At 46.8% G+C, this 18,329-nt stretch carries 21 protein-coding genes, 1 tRNA gene, 1 pseudogene and 1 other annotated feature; of the genes and pseudogenes, 17 read left to right on the forward strand and 6 right to left on the reverse strand.

Annotated features, from left to right (window positions below):
- The first annotated feature begins 187 nt into the window (after positions 1-187).
- The 4 genes from H70357_RS14040 (at position 188) to H70357_RS35295 (ending at position 2,957) form a co-directional block, all read left to right on the forward strand.
- The gene (locus H70357_RS14040; RefSeq protein WP_038590373.1) at positions 188-1,399 is read left to right on the forward strand and encodes a copper amine oxidase N-terminal domain-containing protein; all 1,212 of its coding nucleotides are present in this window, start codon (positions 188-190) and stop codon (positions 1,397-1,399) included.
- Positions 1,400-1,673: 274 nt separating this feature from the next.
- On the forward strand, positions 1,674-2,303 hold the full coding sequence (locus H70357_RS14045; RefSeq protein ID WP_156130866.1) for a hypothetical protein: 630 nt from the start codon (positions 1,674-1,676) through the stop codon (positions 2,301-2,303).
- Positions 2,296-2,820 (forward strand): accessory gene regulator ArgB-like protein, encoded by a 525-nt coding sequence (locus tag H70357_RS14050; protein WP_038590376.1) that lies wholly within the window; start codon positions 2,296-2,298, stop codon positions 2,818-2,820. Before H70357_RS14045 ends, H70357_RS14050 begins: the two co-directional genes overlap by 8 nt.
- Positions 2,821-2,822: 2 nt before the next feature.
- Complete coding sequence (locus H70357_RS35295) at positions 2,823-2,957, forward strand: cyclic lactone autoinducer peptide (RefSeq protein WP_081965804.1); 135 nt, start codon at positions 2,823-2,825, stop codon at positions 2,955-2,957.
- 244 nt (positions 2,958-3,201) lie between these two features.
- Here H70357_RS35295 and H70357_RS14055 read toward each other — a convergent pair.
- A tRNA-Val gene (locus H70357_RS14055) sits at positions 3,202-3,273 on the reverse strand.
- Positions 3,274-3,409: 136 nt separating this feature from the next.
- Between H70357_RS14055 and H70357_RS14060 the strand changes: the two genes are divergently transcribed.
- From H70357_RS14060 to H70357_RS14085, 6 genes and pseudogenes are all read left to right on the forward strand, one after another.
- Positions 3,410-3,946, forward strand: coding sequence for a cupin domain-containing protein (locus H70357_RS14060; RefSeq protein ID WP_052092022.1), 537 nt, complete (start codon positions 3,410-3,412; stop codon positions 3,944-3,946).
- 167 nt (positions 3,947-4,113) lie between these two features.
- Complete coding sequence (locus H70357_RS14065) at positions 4,114-4,548, forward strand: NUDIX hydrolase (RefSeq protein WP_038590379.1); 435 nt, start codon at positions 4,114-4,116, stop codon at positions 4,546-4,548.
- A gap of 21 nt (positions 4,549-4,569) precedes the next feature.
- A complete protein-coding gene (locus H70357_RS14070) occupies positions 4,570-5,052 on the forward strand; it encodes an NUDIX hydrolase (RefSeq protein ID WP_038590382.1) in 483 nt (160 codons plus the stop codon).
- 240 nt (positions 5,053-5,292) lie between these two features.
- Positions 5,293-6,030 (forward strand): creatininase family protein, encoded by a 738-nt coding sequence (locus H70357_RS14075; protein ID WP_038590386.1) that lies wholly within the window; start codon positions 5,293-5,295, stop codon positions 6,028-6,030.
- Between the two features lie 205 nt (positions 6,031-6,235).
- Positions 6,236-7,039 carry a helix-turn-helix transcriptional regulator gene (locus tag H70357_RS14080; protein WP_038599530.1) on the forward strand — a complete coding sequence of 268 codons (804 nt, stop codon included), beginning with the start codon at positions 6,236-6,238 and terminating at the stop codon, positions 7,037-7,039.
- 113 nt (positions 7,040-7,152) lie between these two features.
- Positions 7,153-7,401, forward strand: a pseudogene (locus H70357_RS14085) (aldo/keto reductase); the annotation flags it as partial.
- A 284-nt stretch (positions 7,402-7,685) separates the two neighbouring features.
- Here H70357_RS14085 and H70357_RS14090 read toward each other — a convergent pair.
- Positions 7,686-8,087 carry a hypothetical protein gene (locus H70357_RS14090; protein ID WP_038590393.1) on the reverse strand — a complete coding sequence of 134 codons (402 nt, stop codon included), beginning with the start codon at positions 8,085-8,087 and terminating at the stop codon, positions 7,686-7,688.
- A 220-nt stretch (positions 8,088-8,307) separates the two neighbouring features.
- Positions 8,308-9,972, reverse strand: coding sequence for a methionine--tRNA ligase (metG, locus tag H70357_RS14095; protein WP_038590396.1), 1,665 nt, complete (start codon positions 9,970-9,972; stop codon positions 8,308-8,310).
- A gap of 230 nt (positions 9,973-10,202) precedes the next feature.
- Positions 10,203-10,468 (reverse strand) — a binding site (T-box leader).
- Positions 10,469-10,626: 158 nt separating this feature from the next.
- Here metG and H70357_RS14100 point away from each other — a divergent pair.
- The 3 genes from H70357_RS14100 (at position 10,627) to H70357_RS14110 (ending at position 11,690) form a co-directional block, all read left to right on the forward strand.
- Positions 10,627-10,842: a hypothetical protein gene (locus H70357_RS14100; RefSeq protein ID WP_038590399.1), complete on the forward strand. Its 216-nt coding sequence runs from the start codon at positions 10,627-10,629 to the stop codon at positions 10,840-10,842.
- 82 nt (positions 10,843-10,924) lie between these two features.
- Positions 10,925-11,368, forward strand: coding sequence for a GNAT family N-acetyltransferase (locus tag H70357_RS14105; protein WP_038590402.1), 444 nt, complete (start codon positions 10,925-10,927; stop codon positions 11,366-11,368).
- A gap of 85 nt (positions 11,369-11,453) precedes the next feature.
- Entirely contained in the window at positions 11,454-11,690 is a 237-nt protein-coding gene (locus H70357_RS14110; RefSeq protein WP_038590405.1) for a DUF3892 domain-containing protein, read from the forward strand.
- A 115-nt stretch (positions 11,691-11,805) separates the two neighbouring features.
- Here H70357_RS14110 and H70357_RS14115 read toward each other — a convergent pair whose 3' ends face one another.
- Positions 11,806-12,543, reverse strand: coding sequence for an MBL fold metallo-hydrolase (locus H70357_RS14115; protein ID WP_038590408.1), 738 nt, complete (start codon positions 12,541-12,543; stop codon positions 11,806-11,808).
- Between the two features lie 167 nt (positions 12,544-12,710).
- Here H70357_RS14115 and H70357_RS14120 point away from each other — a divergent pair, with 167 nt between their 5' ends.
- Both H70357_RS14120 and H70357_RS14125 read left to right on the forward strand, forming a co-directional pair.
- Positions 12,711-13,262 carry a copper amine oxidase gene (locus tag H70357_RS14120; protein WP_038590410.1) on the forward strand — a complete coding sequence of 184 codons (552 nt, stop codon included), beginning with the start codon at positions 12,711-12,713 and terminating at the stop codon, positions 13,260-13,262.
- 91 nt (positions 13,263-13,353) lie between these two features.
- Positions 13,354-13,677: a DUF1292 domain-containing protein gene (locus H70357_RS14125; RefSeq protein WP_019911532.1), complete on the forward strand. Its 324-nt coding sequence runs from the start codon at positions 13,354-13,356 to the stop codon at positions 13,675-13,677.
- 121 nt (positions 13,678-13,798) lie between these two features.
- Here H70357_RS14125 and H70357_RS14130 read toward each other — a convergent pair whose 3' ends face one another.
- The gene (locus H70357_RS14130; RefSeq protein ID WP_038590413.1) at positions 13,799-15,274 is read right to left on the reverse strand and encodes an aminotransferase class I/II-fold pyridoxal phosphate-dependent enzyme; all 1,476 of its coding nucleotides are present in this window, start codon (positions 15,272-15,274) and stop codon (positions 13,799-13,801) included.
- 90 nt (positions 15,275-15,364) lie between these two features.
- Here H70357_RS14130 and H70357_RS14135 point away from each other — a divergent pair, with 90 nt between their 5' ends.
- A complete protein-coding gene (locus H70357_RS14135; RefSeq protein ID WP_052092023.1) occupies positions 15,365-16,654 on the forward strand; it encodes an MFS transporter in 1,290 nt (429 codons plus the stop codon).
- A 108-nt stretch (positions 16,655-16,762) separates the two neighbouring features.
- Here the strand turns inward: H70357_RS14135 and H70357_RS14140 are convergent, their stop codons facing one another.
- Positions 16,763-17,386: a DUF1054 domain-containing protein gene (locus H70357_RS14140; RefSeq protein ID WP_038599535.1), complete on the reverse strand. Its 624-nt coding sequence runs from the start codon at positions 17,384-17,386 to the stop codon at positions 16,763-16,765.
- Between the two features lie 309 nt (positions 17,387-17,695).
- On the opposite strand from H70357_RS14140, the gene H70357_RS14145 reads away from it, so the two are divergent.
- Positions 17,696-18,292 (forward strand): hypothetical protein, encoded by a 597-nt coding sequence (locus H70357_RS14145; RefSeq protein ID WP_038590415.1) that lies wholly within the window; start codon positions 17,696-17,698, stop codon positions 18,290-18,292.
- Positions 18,293-18,329 lie beyond the last annotated feature (37 nt).

Consider the following 18,329-nt stretch of genomic DNA (forward strand, 5'->3'; position numbering starts at 1 on the left):
TTGTATGCTTATTGAACAATTAGGGGGAGGGAGCGCAAAATAAACGGATCAGAAAATATGAGGAGTCTTTGCGATATTATTTAGAAGTTGTATGAGCTGATCAATAGTGAACGAGAACCATACAAGCACTAGGCAAAATATTATACATACACATAGTCAATCATTTTGAAACAAAGGAGTTTTCGTAATGAGAAATATAGTAAAAAGAATGCTATTTATCATGTGTTTGATTTTGGCTTCAACTGGCACAGGTAGTTATGTGCACGCCGACATGAATCAGACAATCAAAGTAATGGTGAATGGTCAGCTTTTAAATATGAACCAGCCAGCCGTTTATAAAAATGGCCGGGTAATGGTACCTATGCGTGCTGTCAGTGAAGCTTTAAATGCTACTATTAAATTCCAGTCTGCTAAGAAGCCAATTGTGATCGAAAGCGCTTCCTTCGAGGTTTCTTTTACTTTGGGGCAAAAAACGGCCTATACGAACGGGAAGAAGCTTGCTCTTGAGGTTCCGCCGCAGAACATCAACAATACCATGATGGTGCCCATTGAGTTAATTTCCAAAGGAATGAATACAGATGTGGTATGGAAAGATGTCTGGAAGACCGTAGCTATCGAATCGAAGCATGCGGCTAGTGAGGTAGTTACAACGCAAGCTGAAGCATTACAAAAAGCTAAGTACCTTATAGATGGAGACAACAGCACAGCAAAAATCAAGGGGCAGGAGCTTCTAAGATACTATAGCGTTAATCTGGACGGTTACAATAACGGTGTGTACCTTGTTGATAAGTACAACGGTGAAGTGCTTTATTATTCTATTTCTGATGGAGCTTTTCAAAGTATATCTCGAAGTAATGCCCTTGAAGTTTTGGAAGCAAAGATAGAATCTCAGTCACAGGAACTAACTATTGACGACAACGATGAGATTAAAATCATCAACGGGAACAAATACTACGCTTTTAATGTTGAAATAGGAGATGAAAAATATTTTAACTCTTATGTTGTTACCACTATGTATGTCAGTGTAGATGGAGAAACTTTCCTCATGTTGAATAAAGACCATCAAGTTGTAGGTTTCTCTGACAAAGCTTTCTCAGAAAATATGAATGCTGTTTCTTTGAGAGTAAAAGCTTTAGAAGTTCTTGATAAAAAAGTTAGATCCCTTCTTGGAAATGAACCTAATCTTATGGATGATGGTGAGATTAAGACAATCAATAAGCAAAATTACTATGTTATCGAAGTGTGTTTTGTAGGGGCAAATAATCCCTATTATTATGTGACTACTGCGTATGTAAGCGCGGGTGCTAAAAGCATATATATGCTGACGAAGGACAATAAGGTTGTTCTGTTCTCGGACAAATTGTTTGTTCAATATATAAATGATGCTCTCAATGGATAAACGCCATTCTTGAATGGATATTTGATGTTCAGCTTATCCGTCTTGGTTTTGTATGGTTGACCAAATGATATGATAACCCGCCGGGCTTTTTGAGCTGGCGGGGTTTCTTCGCTTCAGACGTGTATTCCAGGATATCTTGTAGGAGCGAGTATATTGTAACAATCAATTATCATGAGGAAGCGGACCTATTTCGTAGTAAATAAGTAGTATACGGTAACTCTATTTCGGATTTATAATTAATGCATTGAATGAAAATAATGTCAGGCGGTGTTGTGTGTTGCCATGGGAGCCAATGCTATTCATGTTCTTTTCTACTATTGAACTCATGTCTATTTATTATTTGATTATGTCGCTCTTTAGATTCAAGTGGAAACATCATGCTTGGCAAGCCTTGTTTGTTACTTTAATTATAAATTTGCAGAGCTATTTGGTGAGGAAAGAGCTTGATATGAGCAATATCGCACCTTTAATATTGATAGTAATATTCATATTATTCTTTGCTGCAGTTGTTAGGATGCCCCTCATACTGTCCGTTATTGCAACTATATCAGGATATGCTATTTTTGCAGTCATACAAACTGTTATTGTACTTATCTTATTCGGTTCAATAGGAGCAATAGAAGGGAATAAAAGCAATGGATACATATTACAAGTACTCACCTCCGTAGTTATTTGCTCCTTTTTTTGGCACTACTACAGAAAAGGAAAAGGCTTTACTTTTGACATAGAGAAACTTCGTTTTAAATTAGAAGATATTTTTTTAACGACGATCATCATAATTTTCTTAATTGGAATCTCAATTCTTTTATATTACAACGAAATTTATTTGAATATATTGTTCTTTTTAATGATCTCAATTTTCTTCATCTATTACTCTACCGGGAAGGAAAAAGAAAATGATTGATCGTATATCTCAGAGGATAGCCTACAACATAAAAAAAGTTGTTCCTGATCACCCCGCATCGCAAGCGGTTCTAAAGTATGCATTAGAGGTTGTGCTAAATGTTGTTTTTATCATCGTCATTACACTTGCTATATCTTTGCTCACAGGTAATTTTTCTGAAGCTTTAACGATATTAGTTTCTTTTGCATTACTACGGCAATCGTCGGGCGGTGTTCACCTTAAGTCGGGTGTAGCATGTGTCATATTTACTACGACGTTGTTTACTGTGCTATCGTTTATTAACGTAAATTTATTAGTTGTACAGGTTATGAATGCAATCAGTTTTTTGATCATCTTGTGGTTAGCGCCTATTGGGATTGAAAAGCAGACTAGAATTCCCAAGCGTCACTATCCGAAGCTTAAAATAATCGGTCTGGTCTTGGTTGCTACAAATGTCATAATTTGTTCATCTGCTATAGCCGTGAGTTATTTTGCTCAATCTCTAAGTCTATTAATTGCCAGAAAGGAGGTGAAGTAAAAATGTTGAAAAAAGCGAATGTTCGAATCGTGTCTGGTTTGGCGACATGCTTATCGATGGTAGCGTTATTCATTGCAAATACAAATAGTGCGTTGTATGTGCATCAACCTGAGGTTCCAGAAGAACTACTTAAATAATACTGGAGTGATCCGTTTGAGTATCATATCCGTGAATCAAGACCCAAAAGGCATTACCGGGAGTCGAGCAAAAGTGTTTCCTTTCTGAAAAAGGATACAAAGAAGTCAATAAAATATTATAAAAACAACCACTCTGACATGAGTGGTTGTTTTTATAAGCGAAAAATTCCATCCCCAATGCGAGTGGGGGATAGAAAAAGAAAAACTCCTTATAAAATAAGGAGTTTTACGTAGTGATGCAGTATAGGACGGATGGGGTTCGAACCCATGACCCCTACCCTGTCAAGATAGTGCTCTCCCGCTGAGCTACCGTCCTGCAACGAAATTTATAATACCACAGGATGTGAGGGGATGGCAATGTTTTTTTCACGGGATATGAATTTACTCACTTACAACTTGCTCCATAGTCTCTATGCTCGGATTAAAATAACTTATGCGTAGGGAGTAATTCCATGGCGACCATTTTCAATGAACAGAACATCTCTTTTAAACAAAGGCAGTCTCCGGTTCCGGAATTTGCTTGGCACACCAGCGAGAAGCTGGCGGGGATGGTAGGATCGAAGCATTTGATTTTTGATATCCGGTCATTGGACCCGGGCAAGTACTCGTATCCGTATCACTTTCATAGAAATGCTGAAGAGCTGTTTGTGATTTTGACGGGCAGTGCTATGTTAAGAACTCCCGACGGGTTACAGGAAGTCCATGAGGGGGATACGATATTTTTCGAAACCGGTCCATCAGGTGCGCATCAGCTGTTTAATCATACAGAGACGCCTTGCCGCTATCTCGATTTACGGACGAATAACGGCTTGGATGTTGCGGAATACCCTGACTCCGGGAAAATCAATATTTTGCCGTATGAGGAGCTGTATGAAACGGAGAATAGGGTGGACTATTATAAAGGTGAACATTTGACCCGGGAGATATGGGCGCAATTGAACGCTCAGGGCAAGGGTGAGGAGAAGCGGGGAGAAGACGGTGGTGAGTGATTCTTTTCCCGACGGACTTATGAATGCTTCTATTATATAATGGATGAAGCTGTTGGGAAAAATATCAAGGGATTCTATACATAGTTTAAACCAGAGATAATAGGAACGTCACATCCGGTAATCCACCAAAACTCTATCGGTTTTGCCGTCTAAGGAGATGTTTGTGAATGAAAGTTACTATACACGAGACGGGAATAAAGGAAGAAAATCTAACCTACGTCGTTATTATCGTTAGGCATAATAAGCAGTGGATATTAGCTCGGCAGCGTGGACAGACCACATGGGAATTTGCAGGTGGACATATTGACGAGAATGAAACGTCTGATGAAGCAGCGGCAAGAGAACTGTATGAAGAGACAGGAGCGGAAGACTATACGTTATTTCCAATAAGTATTTATTCGGTTACCGGAGAGTCAATGCCGGATAGTTTCGGAAAGCTCTACCTGGCCACCGTTAATAAGTTCGGACAATTGCCGGCTTATGAAATGGAAGAAATATGCGGGTTCACGGAGGTACCGGAAGAGTTAACCTATCCGATGATCTATCCTGCGTTGCTGTCCAAAGTCAATGAATTTGCTGAGCAGTGCAATATTCAATTATAAAGATCATGGGAGGTCAATAACATGGCTATGCCAACTCATATTGTGGCTGTCGGCGGGATCGTGGAGAATGAGCAGGGAGAAGTGCTTTTGGTCAAAACATTTCATGGTGGCTGGGTGTTCCCCGGGGGGCAAGTGGAGGCCGGAGAGAATCTGATGGATGCGCTCATCCGGGAGATCCAGGAAGAAAGCGGAATAGATACCGAGGTCTCTCACCTGATCGGAGTGTATTCGAATACGGGAATGTACAAATGGCATGACGGCATCACCGATGTTCCGACGAAAGTAATGCTGGATTATGTATGTAAGCCGGTGGGCGGAGAACTTGCCGTTTCAGAGGAAACGTCGGAAAGCTGCTGGGTGGCTAAGGAGCTTGTGTTGGATAAGATCACAAGCCCGGCGATCCGCACGCGTTATCAGGCTTATTTGGATTTTGCAGGGACAGTATCCTACATGGCCTATGAGACCAAACCGGAGTTTGCCGTCTCGCTGAAACGGAAGATATAGAACCAGCATAGAAATCCTATTATTCTTCACTTCGATGGCTGCAGCTAGCCTTCTTTTCTCGTTCAGGGTCAGATGTCGCTAAAGCGCTGTCTTCGTTTCTTGTTAAGGCTATAGATCAGGAAATCCAGAAGAAGGCCTGCGGCAAGAAAGGTTAGGAGGGGCAGCCACAATGAACATCTGCGCATAAACAAACACCTCGCTTCGACTATTTACTATTAGACAACCTAAGGGGAAATTCAAATGACAGTCGAATACGGAAAGCTCACCTTTTTGGAAATTAAAGAAAAAGCAGCGGAAGGTTATCTGGCAATTATTCCGACGGGCTGTACGGAGCAGCAGGGTCCACACTCCACCGTTGATTTTGATACATGGCTGGCCACAGAACTGTCCATTGAAGCAGCGCAGCAGGCCAAGCTGAGATATGGAGTCAAGTCCCTGGTGATACCGACAATTCCTTTTGGACCTACGCCGGAGCACCGCAGCTTTGGATACGGCTTTATCGATATTCCGCAGAAGCTTTATGAAGATGTAATATACGCTGTTCTGACTTCCCTGGTGGACCAAGGCTTTAGACAGCTGGTTATTTTTCGCGGCTGCGGCGGTCACTTGCTGGGCAATGTGGCAGTAAGGTTCAATCAGGAATATGAGGGGAAAGCCAAGGTCGATATTCCCCACCATCCGTTTCATGAGATCTGGTGCAGGCATGCTGATCCCGACATTCCGGGTGGTCATGCAGACAGCTTCACTACTTCGCTGGGACTTTATAAACATCCTGAGGATATTAGGGAAGCGCAGATCTTTAATCCTGGCAGCAGTGAACCGGAATGGGATGATCCCAATCTGGATTTTGGCAAATACTCCACAACAGGCGTTATAGGTGACCCAACCCATGCCAGTAGGGATCTTGGCGAGAAGCTGTGGAACGGCTCCGTTGAAGCCATTGCAGCAATGCTGCAGGAAATTGCTCTAGCTCAGTAAAAGTTGCACAAAAGTGTGTCCGCAGCAGTCGTGTTTATGACTGTTCGGGCACTTTTTTTATTCTGACGCTGTGGGGACACGTAACGCGCAGGCTTGATCAATGATGAACATCCGTTTTAAGGGATAGCAAGCACGGACAAAGGTTTAAGTATGGAACATGTTAAGCTAAAATGGATCGTAATGATTCAGTGAGAAGAGGTTGTGTATGCTTAATGAGAATAGTAAAGCCAAAACGCTCGGCGATTATCTGAAATCGCGCCGAAACCGGCTTCAGCCGGAACAGGCAGGGCTTAAAGCATCCTATAGCCTACGAAGAACGCCGGGACTCCGAAGGGAAGAGGTTGCTATGCTGGCAGGTGTCAGTGCAACTTATTATACCTGGCTGGAGCAGGGCAGAGAAGTAACCGCGTCCAGAGATATCATCGAGAACATCGGGAGGGCGCTGCAGCTGACGCCGGATGAGCAGCAACATCTGTTCGAGCTTTGGAATCCACATGAGCGTGCAGCTGTTTCTTCTATTAGTACAACGCTTAATCCGCAGTGGAGGGAAATCATCGGGCAGCTGCCCTATCCGTCTTTCATCAGCAATGAAAGATCCGAGGTTCTTGCCTGGAATGAAGAGGCAGCGAAGATGCTGATTGATTTTGACGCAATACCTGATGCTGAACGGTTGATGATCCGGCTGCTGTTTCTGGATACCGGGCTTCGCCGCCGTATGATCAATTGGGAAGAGTTCACTCTGCATTCAGTTGCCGTGTTCAGAACCTACTATGATAAGCATCCGGAAGATCCATGGTTTCAGGATATCGTCGAGCAGTTGTGTGTGGAGAGCAGGGAGTTTGCGGACATATGGAAGCTGCACAACATCCAGCTCAAAACTGTAAACCGGGTTTACATCCAAACTCCTGCTGGTGATGACAAGACGGTTGCCTACGACATTCATTCCTTTGCAAGTCCAACCGATCATCCCGATCTGCATGTGTGCGTGTATACACCGGTTAAGGATTGACAGCCTGGTAATGATCTTACTAGCATAAACATACTGTGGTTGCTTTTGTTAGGGCTGATTAGAATAAGTGCATGTTCATTTATTTTAATCTATAGAAAAGAGGGACTACATATGTGACAAGAAAACTGGGAAACGAAGGGCTGGAAGTGTCAGCTCTGGGCCTCGGAACCATGATGATGCCGGACAATGAAGAATCGGTAGATACGATCCGGGGATCGCTGGAGCTGGGTGTGACACTTTTTGATACAGCAGATCTTTATGGTGAGGAATACCTGCTGGGGCGTTTCGGAGGTAATGAGAAGCTGCTGGGGCGGGCGCTTAAAGGGCGCAGGGATAAGGCTGTAATTGCGACCAAATTCGGGGTGACGCATACTCACTAAAAACCTTGAAGTCGTCTCCCTGATTGAAGCGATGGCTGTACAAAAAGGCTGCACGACTTCACAGCTTGCCCAAATCGAAAACATCTCACCGAAGGGGGCAGTAGCCGGCGGGCGGTTTCCTAGCCAGAATTAACCTGGATAACCAGTAGAATTAGAGAAAGCATGAGGAATACAGTGGTCTTTTGCGGTACAGCCGTTTTTTTCTACAGCCTTACGATATCAACCGGGCTATAGAAAAATCGGCTTTTTTGGAGAGACGGTACCAGTTATTGTGTTCCTGCATTGATAGTTTCAATGAATTCATAATCATAGTAGAACTGAGCCGCCGCCTCTGCTCCGAAATCGTTGTAAATGATCAGCCTCTTGTCGGGTAAATTCCAGTAATACCGTTGAAAATTGGCATCATTGCTATACTGCCCTACACCGTAGATGCCCGCGTATTTCTCCGACAGCTTCCGGACGAGTGCTGCTCTGGCCTCTTGATCCTGTATATAATAGATGTAACCGGCGCCGCCTAACTTGTGGTTCTGCTGTTCCGGGAACAAATAGTACACCCAAGCATCGTCAAATTCCGGTGACGGATATTTATATTGCAGAATCTTTAGAGTACCATCACCGAGCTCTTTAAAATCCAACGTTTCGCTTTCCCTCACCTCGGTAATGCTCATTCCCCAGTCGGCGCTACGAAAGGAATGCTTCATTAGAAAAGAAGAAGAAGGCAGAAAAAGCAATATACATAATATTGGAACTAGAGTTAGAGTTTTTCTCATAGTTTCACCTTTAAATAGAATTGAATTCATCCCGAATATAAGCGGAACTTACAGGCGGAGGCTGCCTCCTACATAATAAACTCATCCTCCGCCATATGGCCAGCAGGTATTATAAGGATTAGTTACTTAGCATCTGGCTCTCCAGCCGGGCTGTTTCCTCTTCAATCCGTACAGTATCAATGCGTTCGAAGAGCAGCTTCAGTTCATTGATGGTCTGTCCTGCCGGAACAGAGGACTGCTGCCATCCAGCCTCATCAAGGGACAAGAAGGTACGGAGCTCATCACAGGAAAAAGGAATGAACGGATTCAGCAGATTAGCCAGATTAGCAATGATCTGTACGCAGGTGTAGAGGGTATCTCCGCAGGCATTGCGGTCTTCTTTGATCTGCAGCCAGGGTTTCTGTTCATCAAAGTATTTATTGGCTTGGCGAATATAACCAAAGATAAACTCCAGACCCTCCTTAAAACGCCCGGATTCGATCAGCCTGCCGGCTTCGGTGTATAAGGTGTCGAAGTTCGCTCTCCACTTAGGTTCCAGTATTCCGTCCGGCACACAACCCCCGAAGGCTTTATTTATGAAGGCCAGGCTGCGGTTTACAAAATTGCCGAAGGCGCCGAGCAGCTCGCCATTATGGCTGTGGATGAACTCCCTCCAGGAGAAGTCGGTATCACGTTTCTCGGGGCCGTTCGCAATCAGGAAGTACCGGATTGAATCCGGCTGATAGCGGCTGAGAATATCCGGTAACCAGACCGCCCAGTTGCGGCTGGTAGAGAATTTCTGACCTTCCAGCGTCATGTATTCGCAGGCAAACAGACGGTCAGGCAAATGCAGTCCGCCCACTCCCAATAGTATACCCGGCCAAATCAGACTATGAAAAGGCACGTTGTCTTTCCCATGCACATAATAAGCGGTTGTCTTGCCATCCTCATCGACGCTGTCGCGATTCTCCAGCCAGAAATCCTCCCAACGGTTTCCTGTCTCTGCGGCCCACTGCTTGCTGGCGGACAGATAGCCGCTGACCGCTTCGATCCATACATAGATTTTTTTGCCGGTAAATCCGTCTGCCGGCACATCCACGCCCCAATCGAGATCACGGGTAGCCGCGCGGTCTTGAAGTCCCTCTTGCAGATAACGCTGAGTCAACCGGACGGCATTATCCCTCCAGCCCCGAGATGATTCCGCATAGTCTGCCAGTTCCTTTTGATAGCTCGAAAGTGAAAGATAGTAATGCTCTGTAGGCCGCAGCACCGGAGGGGTTCCGCAGATTTTACAGGATCTGTCCAGCAGATCAGACGGGTCGAGCAGGGTGGAGCAGTAATCGCACTGATCGCCGCGTGCCTGCTGCCCGCAGACCGGACACGTTCCCTCCACGTACCGGTCGGGTAGAAACCTCTGATCCTGCTCGCAGTAGCACTGGAGCGTTGTCTTTTTGTACAGGTGCCCGTTGTCCAGAAGTTTAAGAAACAGCTCACGAACGACCGTGTGGTGGGTTTCCTGATCTGTGCGCGTGTATAAATCGTAAGTAAAACCAAGCTTGCCGAAGCATTCCACAAATTCCTCATGATAGCAGTCGGCGAATTCGCCCGGCGTTACGCCCTGTTTGGCTGCCTGGACAGCAACCGGTGTTCCATGGCAATCGCTGCCGGACACATACAGCACCTGATCACCTTTAGCCCGGTGGTAGCGGGCCAGAATGTCACCGGGCAGAATGCTTGCCAGTCTTCCCAGATGCAGAGAGCCATTGGCGTAAGGCCACGCCCCTCCGATAAAGATATTGGACATTTTATCTCCTCCTAAAGTTTTGTGAGCGTTACTCCCAGATTGTCCTTCGAACAAAACTCGCTTCGAAAGCATATGCTCAAGTTTTGTGAGCGTTACTCCCAGATTGTCCTTCGAACAAAACTCGCTTCGGAAGCATATGCTCAAGTTTTGTGAGTGTTACTCCCGGATTTCCCATCGAACAAAACTCGCTCCGGGAGCATTTTTGGGCAACAAAAAAGACTCCCGTCCCCAAAAGGGACGAGAGCCTGTGCTCACGTGTTACCACCCAACTTCATCAATGCCTTGCGGCATTCACCTCTTCAGGTACGTCCGCTGTTCGCGGGTATACCCTAGCACGATAACGGATGCGGGTTCCGGCGCAGCCTACAACCCTCCTGGAGGGGTTCGATGCGCAGCTCAGAGACCATATTCCCTTGGATTTTCTTTGCTCCTTTTCAGCGGCTGGAGCTCTCTGTGAAAGATTGGCCAAGGTACTCTTTCTCTTCTTAGCTTTTGTGGTTATCCTAATTAATGGTTATCTTACGTGAGGAACGCGGTAAAAGTCAAGCGTTTAATGTGGTTTTTGAATCTGGATTCACAAAGACCGCTAATCAGTTTAATAACCTCACGAATCGTCAAAGCTGTGTAGAGCAGAAGACGATAGGAGGGAAAGAGATGCGCAGAATTAAGATATGGGAAGCGGTAGTGTGTTTAATGCTGCTCCTGACGGCAGTTGGATGTGCTTCGTCCTATCAGGCGCCGAGTGTTGTGGAGATCCAGAGCATGACTGGCTTGGATGGAAAGCCTGAAGGTTTAGACAGCCCTTTATCGCCTGTATTGGAGGATGTATACGACCGCTCGATTTCCACTGAGGTCTATTCGGTCGAATAATGGCGCTCTTCACAGAGTAATGAAAATTCTGTATAATGGGTCAACTATCGTTTTTATATTAAGAGAGGAGACCTGTGGAAGTATGGCGGCGGAAATCGTACATGTAACGACAGATGAACAGCTCCAGATGGGACTGGACATCCGCAAAAAAGTATTTGTTGAAGAGCAAAAGGTACCGGAAGAAGAGGAAATTGATGAGTATGATGCAATCGGCGACAATGTGCATCATATCTTGCTGATGGATGAGGGTCTCCCGGTAGCTACCGGAAGATTGATTTATTATAAAGCAGGCACTGCGAAAATGCAGCGTATCGCAGTCGACAAAGACTACCGCAGCAAGGGATACGGGCGTATCCTGCTGTTGGCGCTGGAGGAGCTTGCCCGTGAGCTGGGCCTCGAATCATCCATCCTTGATGGACAATGCCAGGCGGAAGCCTTTTATAACAAACTGGGGTATGAAGTGATCTCTCCAGAGCCATTCTATGATGCAGGTATTTTGCATGTGAGAATGCAGAAAACGCTGTAAACCTCAAAGTACATATTCTTTCGTTAGCGGGGCAAGCTAGAGTTGAGCCTAATGGCCAATCCAAGCGCGAAGGAGTAGATCCTAAGTGATGAACAATGAACGCGAACGGTTTACAGCGGCCCAAAGAAACGGTGACGGTGATCTGATGAAGTTCCAGACCTCTTCAGGACGAGTACTGGACTACCAGCAGGCGCTGCAGGAGGTTCAAGCGGGAAGTATAGCCGGAGTGAATGTGTTCAAAGGCAGAGATGGCGAACTATACATCCGTGGCGATGCGGATGGCGATCCCACGAATAATCTGGATCAGCTGCCGCAGTTCTAAAACCGCATAGATAAGAACAGCCGGACAGGCAGTGTCAGTTGACACTGCCCATCCGGCTTTTTTTGCAGCTTCAAGGTTATAAACTGCGGTTAATAAAGATACGGGAAACTGAACCTCAAAGCTCATATATCTCATGCTGAACAAGAAACTCCATTTCTCCGGTCATCCCCTCAAATTCAGGCTTCCGGTCGCTGTAGTGCATTAAATAGATTAGCTTGCGTACATCATCAGGCAAAGACATCAGTTCCCGGAGTGTAGTATGAACCTTACCCGATCCGCTGAGCTCACAGTCGTGAAAAATCTTCCGGACGCCATGCTTGCGGACAAGCTTGATCAGCAGCTCAGGCTGGAAGGTCATATCGGCGCTGTAAAAGATATCGTCATTCAGCAGCAGCGAGTAGCTGTCCCGGCCGCGAATATGCGGGGTGCGAATCAATTGCAGTGTAATTTCCGGGGAAAGGGTATAAGACTCACCTGGACGCAGCGCAGTTACATTGAACATTTCTTCGAGGGAATCTGCACGGCCTTCCTTTGAGTGAGCGCTCTTGCGGATGTGATCCCACAGCGGTTTGACCAGTGTCTCCGACAACAGCAGCCGCATTTTCCGGTTATTATCCTGCATCAACTCTAGTGCCAGCTCTTCCAGTCCGCCGACATGATCATTATGGATATGTGTGATTAGTGTCGCGTTCACCTCACGGAACGATCTCCCTAATTGATGCATGGCGAGCGGGGCTGTAGCACCACAGTCTATGAGAAGCGAGAAGTTGCCATCCAGCAGCAGCCCGTTGTTATTATAGTAGTTATTGGAAAAAGCATCACCCGTACCTATCATTTGCAGTTGTATAGTCATACCGAAAATCCTCCAGTTCTAATTGTTGCCAACACAGGTTAACGTTTTATTTTCAATATAGTAACATTTTGATGACAGAAATGAAATTTTCATCTCACTTCGGCGCAACTTGTGTCACCCTTGGCAGTATATATTAACAGCATGAATTATTTGGAGGGTCTCTGCTTATGAGGTGGAAAAAAGTTGCTCTGTGCGTAGTTGTATTTTCCCTGATGGGAAGTTCATTATTGTTCGCGGACGCTGTAAATCAGAAAATCAGGGTATGGAGCAATGGGAAGGAAATGGCCGATGGCGGCTATTTGATTGATGGCAAGGCTTATATCCCGGCCAGGGAAGCTGGAGGCGTCGTGAACTGGGACGGTTCAGGCAAAGTGACCATTCTTAAGCCGAATGTACAGATTATTCTGTATAAGGGCGATGATGTATTTGGTAACGTGAATATCGGAAAACTCAAATTTAAGGTGTTGTCACAGGTGGACAGCTTGACAGATAGCATCGCAGCAGTAAAAGTAGCCATTACCGATCCATCGGGAAATGTGAAGGACATTCAGTCGCAGGAGCTGGGCGGTTCGAAAAAAGAAGATTTCTGGTTCTCCACCTCGGAGTTCACCTATGATTTTAAAGAGTCCGGGAAGTACCGGGTGGGCTTCTATATTAAGGCCTCCAAGAATGTAGATTACGTACTTGTGTCAGAGAAGGTAATCACTGCACTAGATTAGGTATTTTGCACCTCCCTCAAATTGACCTGAACTTATCATACGTGTTACGATACCAAATGTAGGATAATTCAATTCAAAGTGAGGTATTTCAATGAGCGATCACAAACATGAGCATGGCCATGAACATGGTGAAGCATGCGGTTGCGGACATGATCACGACCATGAGCACGAGGAGTTTGTGCTGACCTTGACGAACGAGCAGGGCGAAGATGTAGAAATGGTGCTGGTAGAAACGTTCGATGTGGGCGAGAAATTATACGCGCTGTTGCTGGAACGCGAAAACCCTGAAGCGGATGGCATCATTCTGCGTATGGAAGAAGAAGATGAAGAAATGGTGCTTTACAACATTGAAGATGAAGCTGAATGGAAAGCCGTTGAAGAAGCTTACAACGAGCTGCTTGCCCAGCAAGAATAGATTTCAGTGTAGCACAGCCTGAGGTTGCATGGATTCAGCACTGAGGCTTGCATGCAAAAACCCGATACCTAAAGTATCGGGTTTTTGTATGAATGCCTATGTTTTGCGGAAGGCTGGCCGATCAAGAGATCGGATCAGCTTCCACGACTACCTTGACAAAGTTGATGCTGCGGTCCTCCGGACCTTTGACCGGCAGCCCGATTTCCACATGGTCGATGATATAATCAATGTTATCCTGGGTAATTATTTCACCGGGGAGCAAAATTGGAATGCCCGGAGGATAAACATAGATGAACTCCGCAATGATATAACCTGCGGATTCGCGGAACGGAACAACCTGAGTATCCGCATAAAAGGCATCTCTTGGAATAAGGGCAAGCTGCGGAATTTCCGGCACCTGCACCTTAAGCTCATAGATCTCACCTTTGCTGTAATGGATGGCTGACAATACCCGCAGGGCGGAAAGCAGCTTATCTACGGAATCTTGGGTATCACCAGGCGTAATCAGGCAAAGAATATTATACATGTCGCTTAGTTCTACTTCGATGTTATACTTTTGGCGCAACCAGTTTTCTGTTTCATAACCGGTTATTCCCAAATGGCGGACATGAATGTTAAGCTTGGTTGGATCAATATTAAAGGTGGCCTCTGTGCCAAGAATCTCTTTGCCAAAGCTGTACAGACCGTCGATGTTATTGATGGCCTCCCGGGCATAATTGGACAAGGCTATCGTTCTCTCGGCCATTTCATGGCCGTTCAGAGCCAGATTGCGTCTGGAAGTATCCAGTGACGCAAGCAAAATATATGAGGTGGAAGTTGTTGTCAGCATACTGAGAATCGTCTGTACCCGCTGCGGGTTGACCAGCCCGGTTTTGGCATTCACGTTAAGCACCGAGCTTTGCGTCATGGAGCCGCCCAGCTTGTGAACGCTGGTTGCCGCCATATCGGCACCGGCCTGCATGGCTGATACCGGAAGATCCTCATGAAAATGAATCAATACTCCATGTGCCTCGTCCACCAATACGGGAACCCCGTAGCTGTGGGCCAGGTCCACAATCGAACGCAGGTCAGCGCATACGCCAAAATACGTTGGATTGATTACTAGAACTCCTTTGGCGTCCGGATGACGCCTTAATGCTCGTTCCAGCGAGCTGGTGGTAATGCCGTGGTCTATCCCAAGATTCTCATCCTGAACAGGTGAGACGAAAACAGGCTTGGCTCCGGAGAAAATAATTGCCGACATCACGGATTTGTGAATGTTGCGCGGCACAATTATTTTGTCTCCTTCTGAGCAGACAGAGAGGATCATAGTCATGATGGCATTGCTCGTGCCCTGTACGCTAAAATACGTATAGTCGGCGCCGAAAGCCTTCGCAGCCAGCTTCTGAGCTTCTTGTATTACGCCGGTAGGCTGATGAAGATCATCAAGCGGTGCGATATTGATCAAATCTATGGATAGAGCGTTATCGCCGATAAACTCACGGAATTCGGCATCGGTTCCTAGCCCCTTCTTATGCCCGGGAATATGAAATTGAACTGGGTTTCCAGCGGCATGCTTTTTGAGAGCAGTGAAGAGGGGAGTACGGTGTTGATCCATTTAATGCTGTCACAACCTTTCGCGAATAGTTTTTTTTCAAGCAAGCATCAGTATAACAAATCAATCAACATAATACTAGGATGTGATCTAATGTCTGGCAAAGTAGCACAACGTATGCATATCAGCTTGGCCTCGCCCTTCATTATGGAAATGTGGGCTATTATCTTTTTGGTGGAATTTGTGAAAGGCTCGCTGCTTGTCGCCCTCCTGCCTGTGTATATGGAGAATATCCTTGGCTTGTCGGTAACAGTGGTAGGTTTTGCTTTTGCGTTGCAATATCTGGGGGACAACCTTTTCCGCAGCCCGTTCGGCTGGGTGATGGAGCGTATCGGCTACCGCTGGACAATGACGGGCGCCCTGCTGCTGCTGGTAGTAGCGGTAGGGATGATTGTCTATGCCAAAGATGCGGTCAGTTTATCCATAGCCTGCCTGATTCTGGGCATTGGAACATCGCCGCTGTGGCCTTGCACAATGACAGGGATTACGGAGCTGGCCGGTTCTACGAAGAGCGGAAGCAGCGGTGCGGCGATGGGTGCAGTAGAGATGGCCTCGCTGGCAGGAACCGGTATCGGGCCGATCACCATGAATTTTCTGATGGATCATGGCGGTCAAGGCTACCGTACGGTATTTCTTGTGCTTATGGGATGCGCAGCTGCTGTTGCTGCCGTTGCCCTGCTGCTCCCGTCCAAAATCGGTGGCCATGCTCCCCATGTTGTGCGTGACCTCCACAGTGAAGAAGCTCCTGTGGAACAGCGCAGACCATTTCAGCCGCTGCAGAGCCTCAAGCGGACGATGCACGCGGTCAGAAGCTCGCTGAAGGTAAGCCGGCTGCTGTTCCCGGCATTATTTCTGCAGGCTTTCGCCATCGGCCTCATGACGCCGGTAGTTACGTTGTTTGCCCATTCGGAGCTGCATGTCACGCCGAATCAGTTCAGCATGCTGCTCATTGCCGGTGGGGGGATCACAGTGCTGGCGCTCATTCCCGCCGGGAAATTGGTGGACCGGATCGGGACTACGGTGTTTCTGAATATTGGATTTCTGCTGGCAGCCGGTTCACTGGCCTTCTTCTCCCAGGTGCGCTGGCTGCCGCTGGCCTTCTGCGCTGTTGCGCTGGTTGGTGTAAGTTATGCGCTTATTCTTCCGGCCTGGAACGCCTTTATTGCTTTGCAGGTGCCTAAGGGGGAGCGGGGCACCGTATGGGGCCTTTTCCTGACACTCCAAGGCTCCGGCATGGTCGCAGGCCCCGTGCTGTCAGGCAGACTGTGGGATTCAGTCAGCCATAGTGCTCCTTTTCTGGCCAGCTCATTTGTGATGGTGCTGCTGTTCGGACTGCATCTGCTTATTGTCCATCGGACAAAATTAAAGGCAGGAACTAGCTGATCTGGAGTCGATTGGGAACGATCGGTGACACCAAATAAGCCGCAGGCAGACGGAATGAATTCATCCGTCTGCCTGCGGCTTTATTGCAGCCATAGACTTTGTAGGTGTCTAAAAGGACATACGATACAGGGGCAGCAGCGTCTCGAAGGTCTGCTGAATAAGCTCCAGGAGCTTATCCTCATCCGACAGAATCGGATCATCCTTGTCGATCCGCAGACCGCACGTAATCTCGGCTTTCTTGACTTCCTTCAGCTTGCGGGCAAGCTCGGTGAACTGCCGGTCGTCCATGTCCGATTCCTGGATTCCCTTAGGATCCAAGTGGTCGGTCGACCAGAAATAGCTTCCCGGAAGCTCGGCGCGGATATCTGCGGATTGTTTCGCCAGCGCATTCGCAAAGAGCACCTTGTTGGAGCTCTCGTAGATAATGGCAAAAACAACAAACAAGTGGCTGTGGAACATACCAACCTGGAAATGCGGCAGAGCCTTGTACCCGCGTTTATTCGGGCCCCAGGCCACCCATGTATCATTCGGGGCATGAACGGTGCGCCGGGCGTGCTTGGCTACATGCGGGAACATTTCTTCACCGCACAGCGCGGACAGGACTGGAGCAAGTTCGTTGCCAAGCTCATTCAATTTAGGCCGCACCCGGTCAATGAGGGCATCCATTCTCGGCTCCAGCCCCACAATTTGAAATACTGCAAAATCATCATGTGTAAATCCTTGAAATGGCATTCTAGCGTCTCCTTGTTCAAAAAATAGATTCGCATGCATGTAAGCATTGCTGAAATTGCTGCCGCTGCCGCATATTTCCATCTCAAAGCCTCAAAATCCAGTAAAAACAGCGGGAAGCGTTTGGGATTAGCAGGAAACGGGTAAAAATAGTCAATAAACCAAGTTACCGCTACATAAAATGAAGTATAAAATAAGAGTAAGACGAACGCAAAGTAAAGATCGCAAGTGGAGGTCCGGCAGTCAATTTTACCTAGGAAAAAAGCTAATAAAGCTGGTTTTGCAGAAGCAAAGCTGTTAGGGGGGAGTGCCGTGAACAAAAATGACGAAGTGGAGTATTGCAATCTGGAGCTGCGGTTTGACCGACAGCATATACAGGATCTTATCAAGGACTTGATAAAGGATGGCTATTCCCTTTACTGGAGTGAGAATGAAAGTGTTTTTTTGATTTCGGTGCGCACCGGCCGTAAGCTGGTAAAGCTCCGCTTCCAGCGGATTAAGGATGGCTACAAGCTGGTGGGCGATTATATGATCCGTGATGCGCGCCTGTCCGAATGGATGGAGAAGCTGATTGGCGATATGCGAGGGCATGCCGTAGTCAAACGTTTCCGCGACCGCCAGATTATCATTGAGAATATTTTATTTGGTGAAGTGATCCGTCTGGTGGAAATTTCCGGGTATCAGCAGCGTGTCCTGTATCAGAAAGGGCCGATGCTCACGGATCAGGAGCTGACAAAGCTTTTTTACTCCGGTGAAGGAGAAGAGCGGATCCGCCAGCGGAGGATTGAGGTTGATGAACAGCTGGACCGCTTGAATGAGGCCCTTCGCAGTGAAGACGCCGAACTTGCAGAGTCCTGTATGGCGGAGCTCAGCTTTTTGCAGCGGGAACTAAATATGCTTGAATGGTAGCAAAGATCGGCTTCATTTGGTTAAGGGCATCCCTCAG

Origin of the sequence: Paenibacillus sp. FSL H7-0357 (assembly GCF_000758525.1) — a bacterium.
Classification (GTDB): Bacteria; Bacillota; Bacilli; order Paenibacillales; family Paenibacillaceae; genus Paenibacillus_AQ.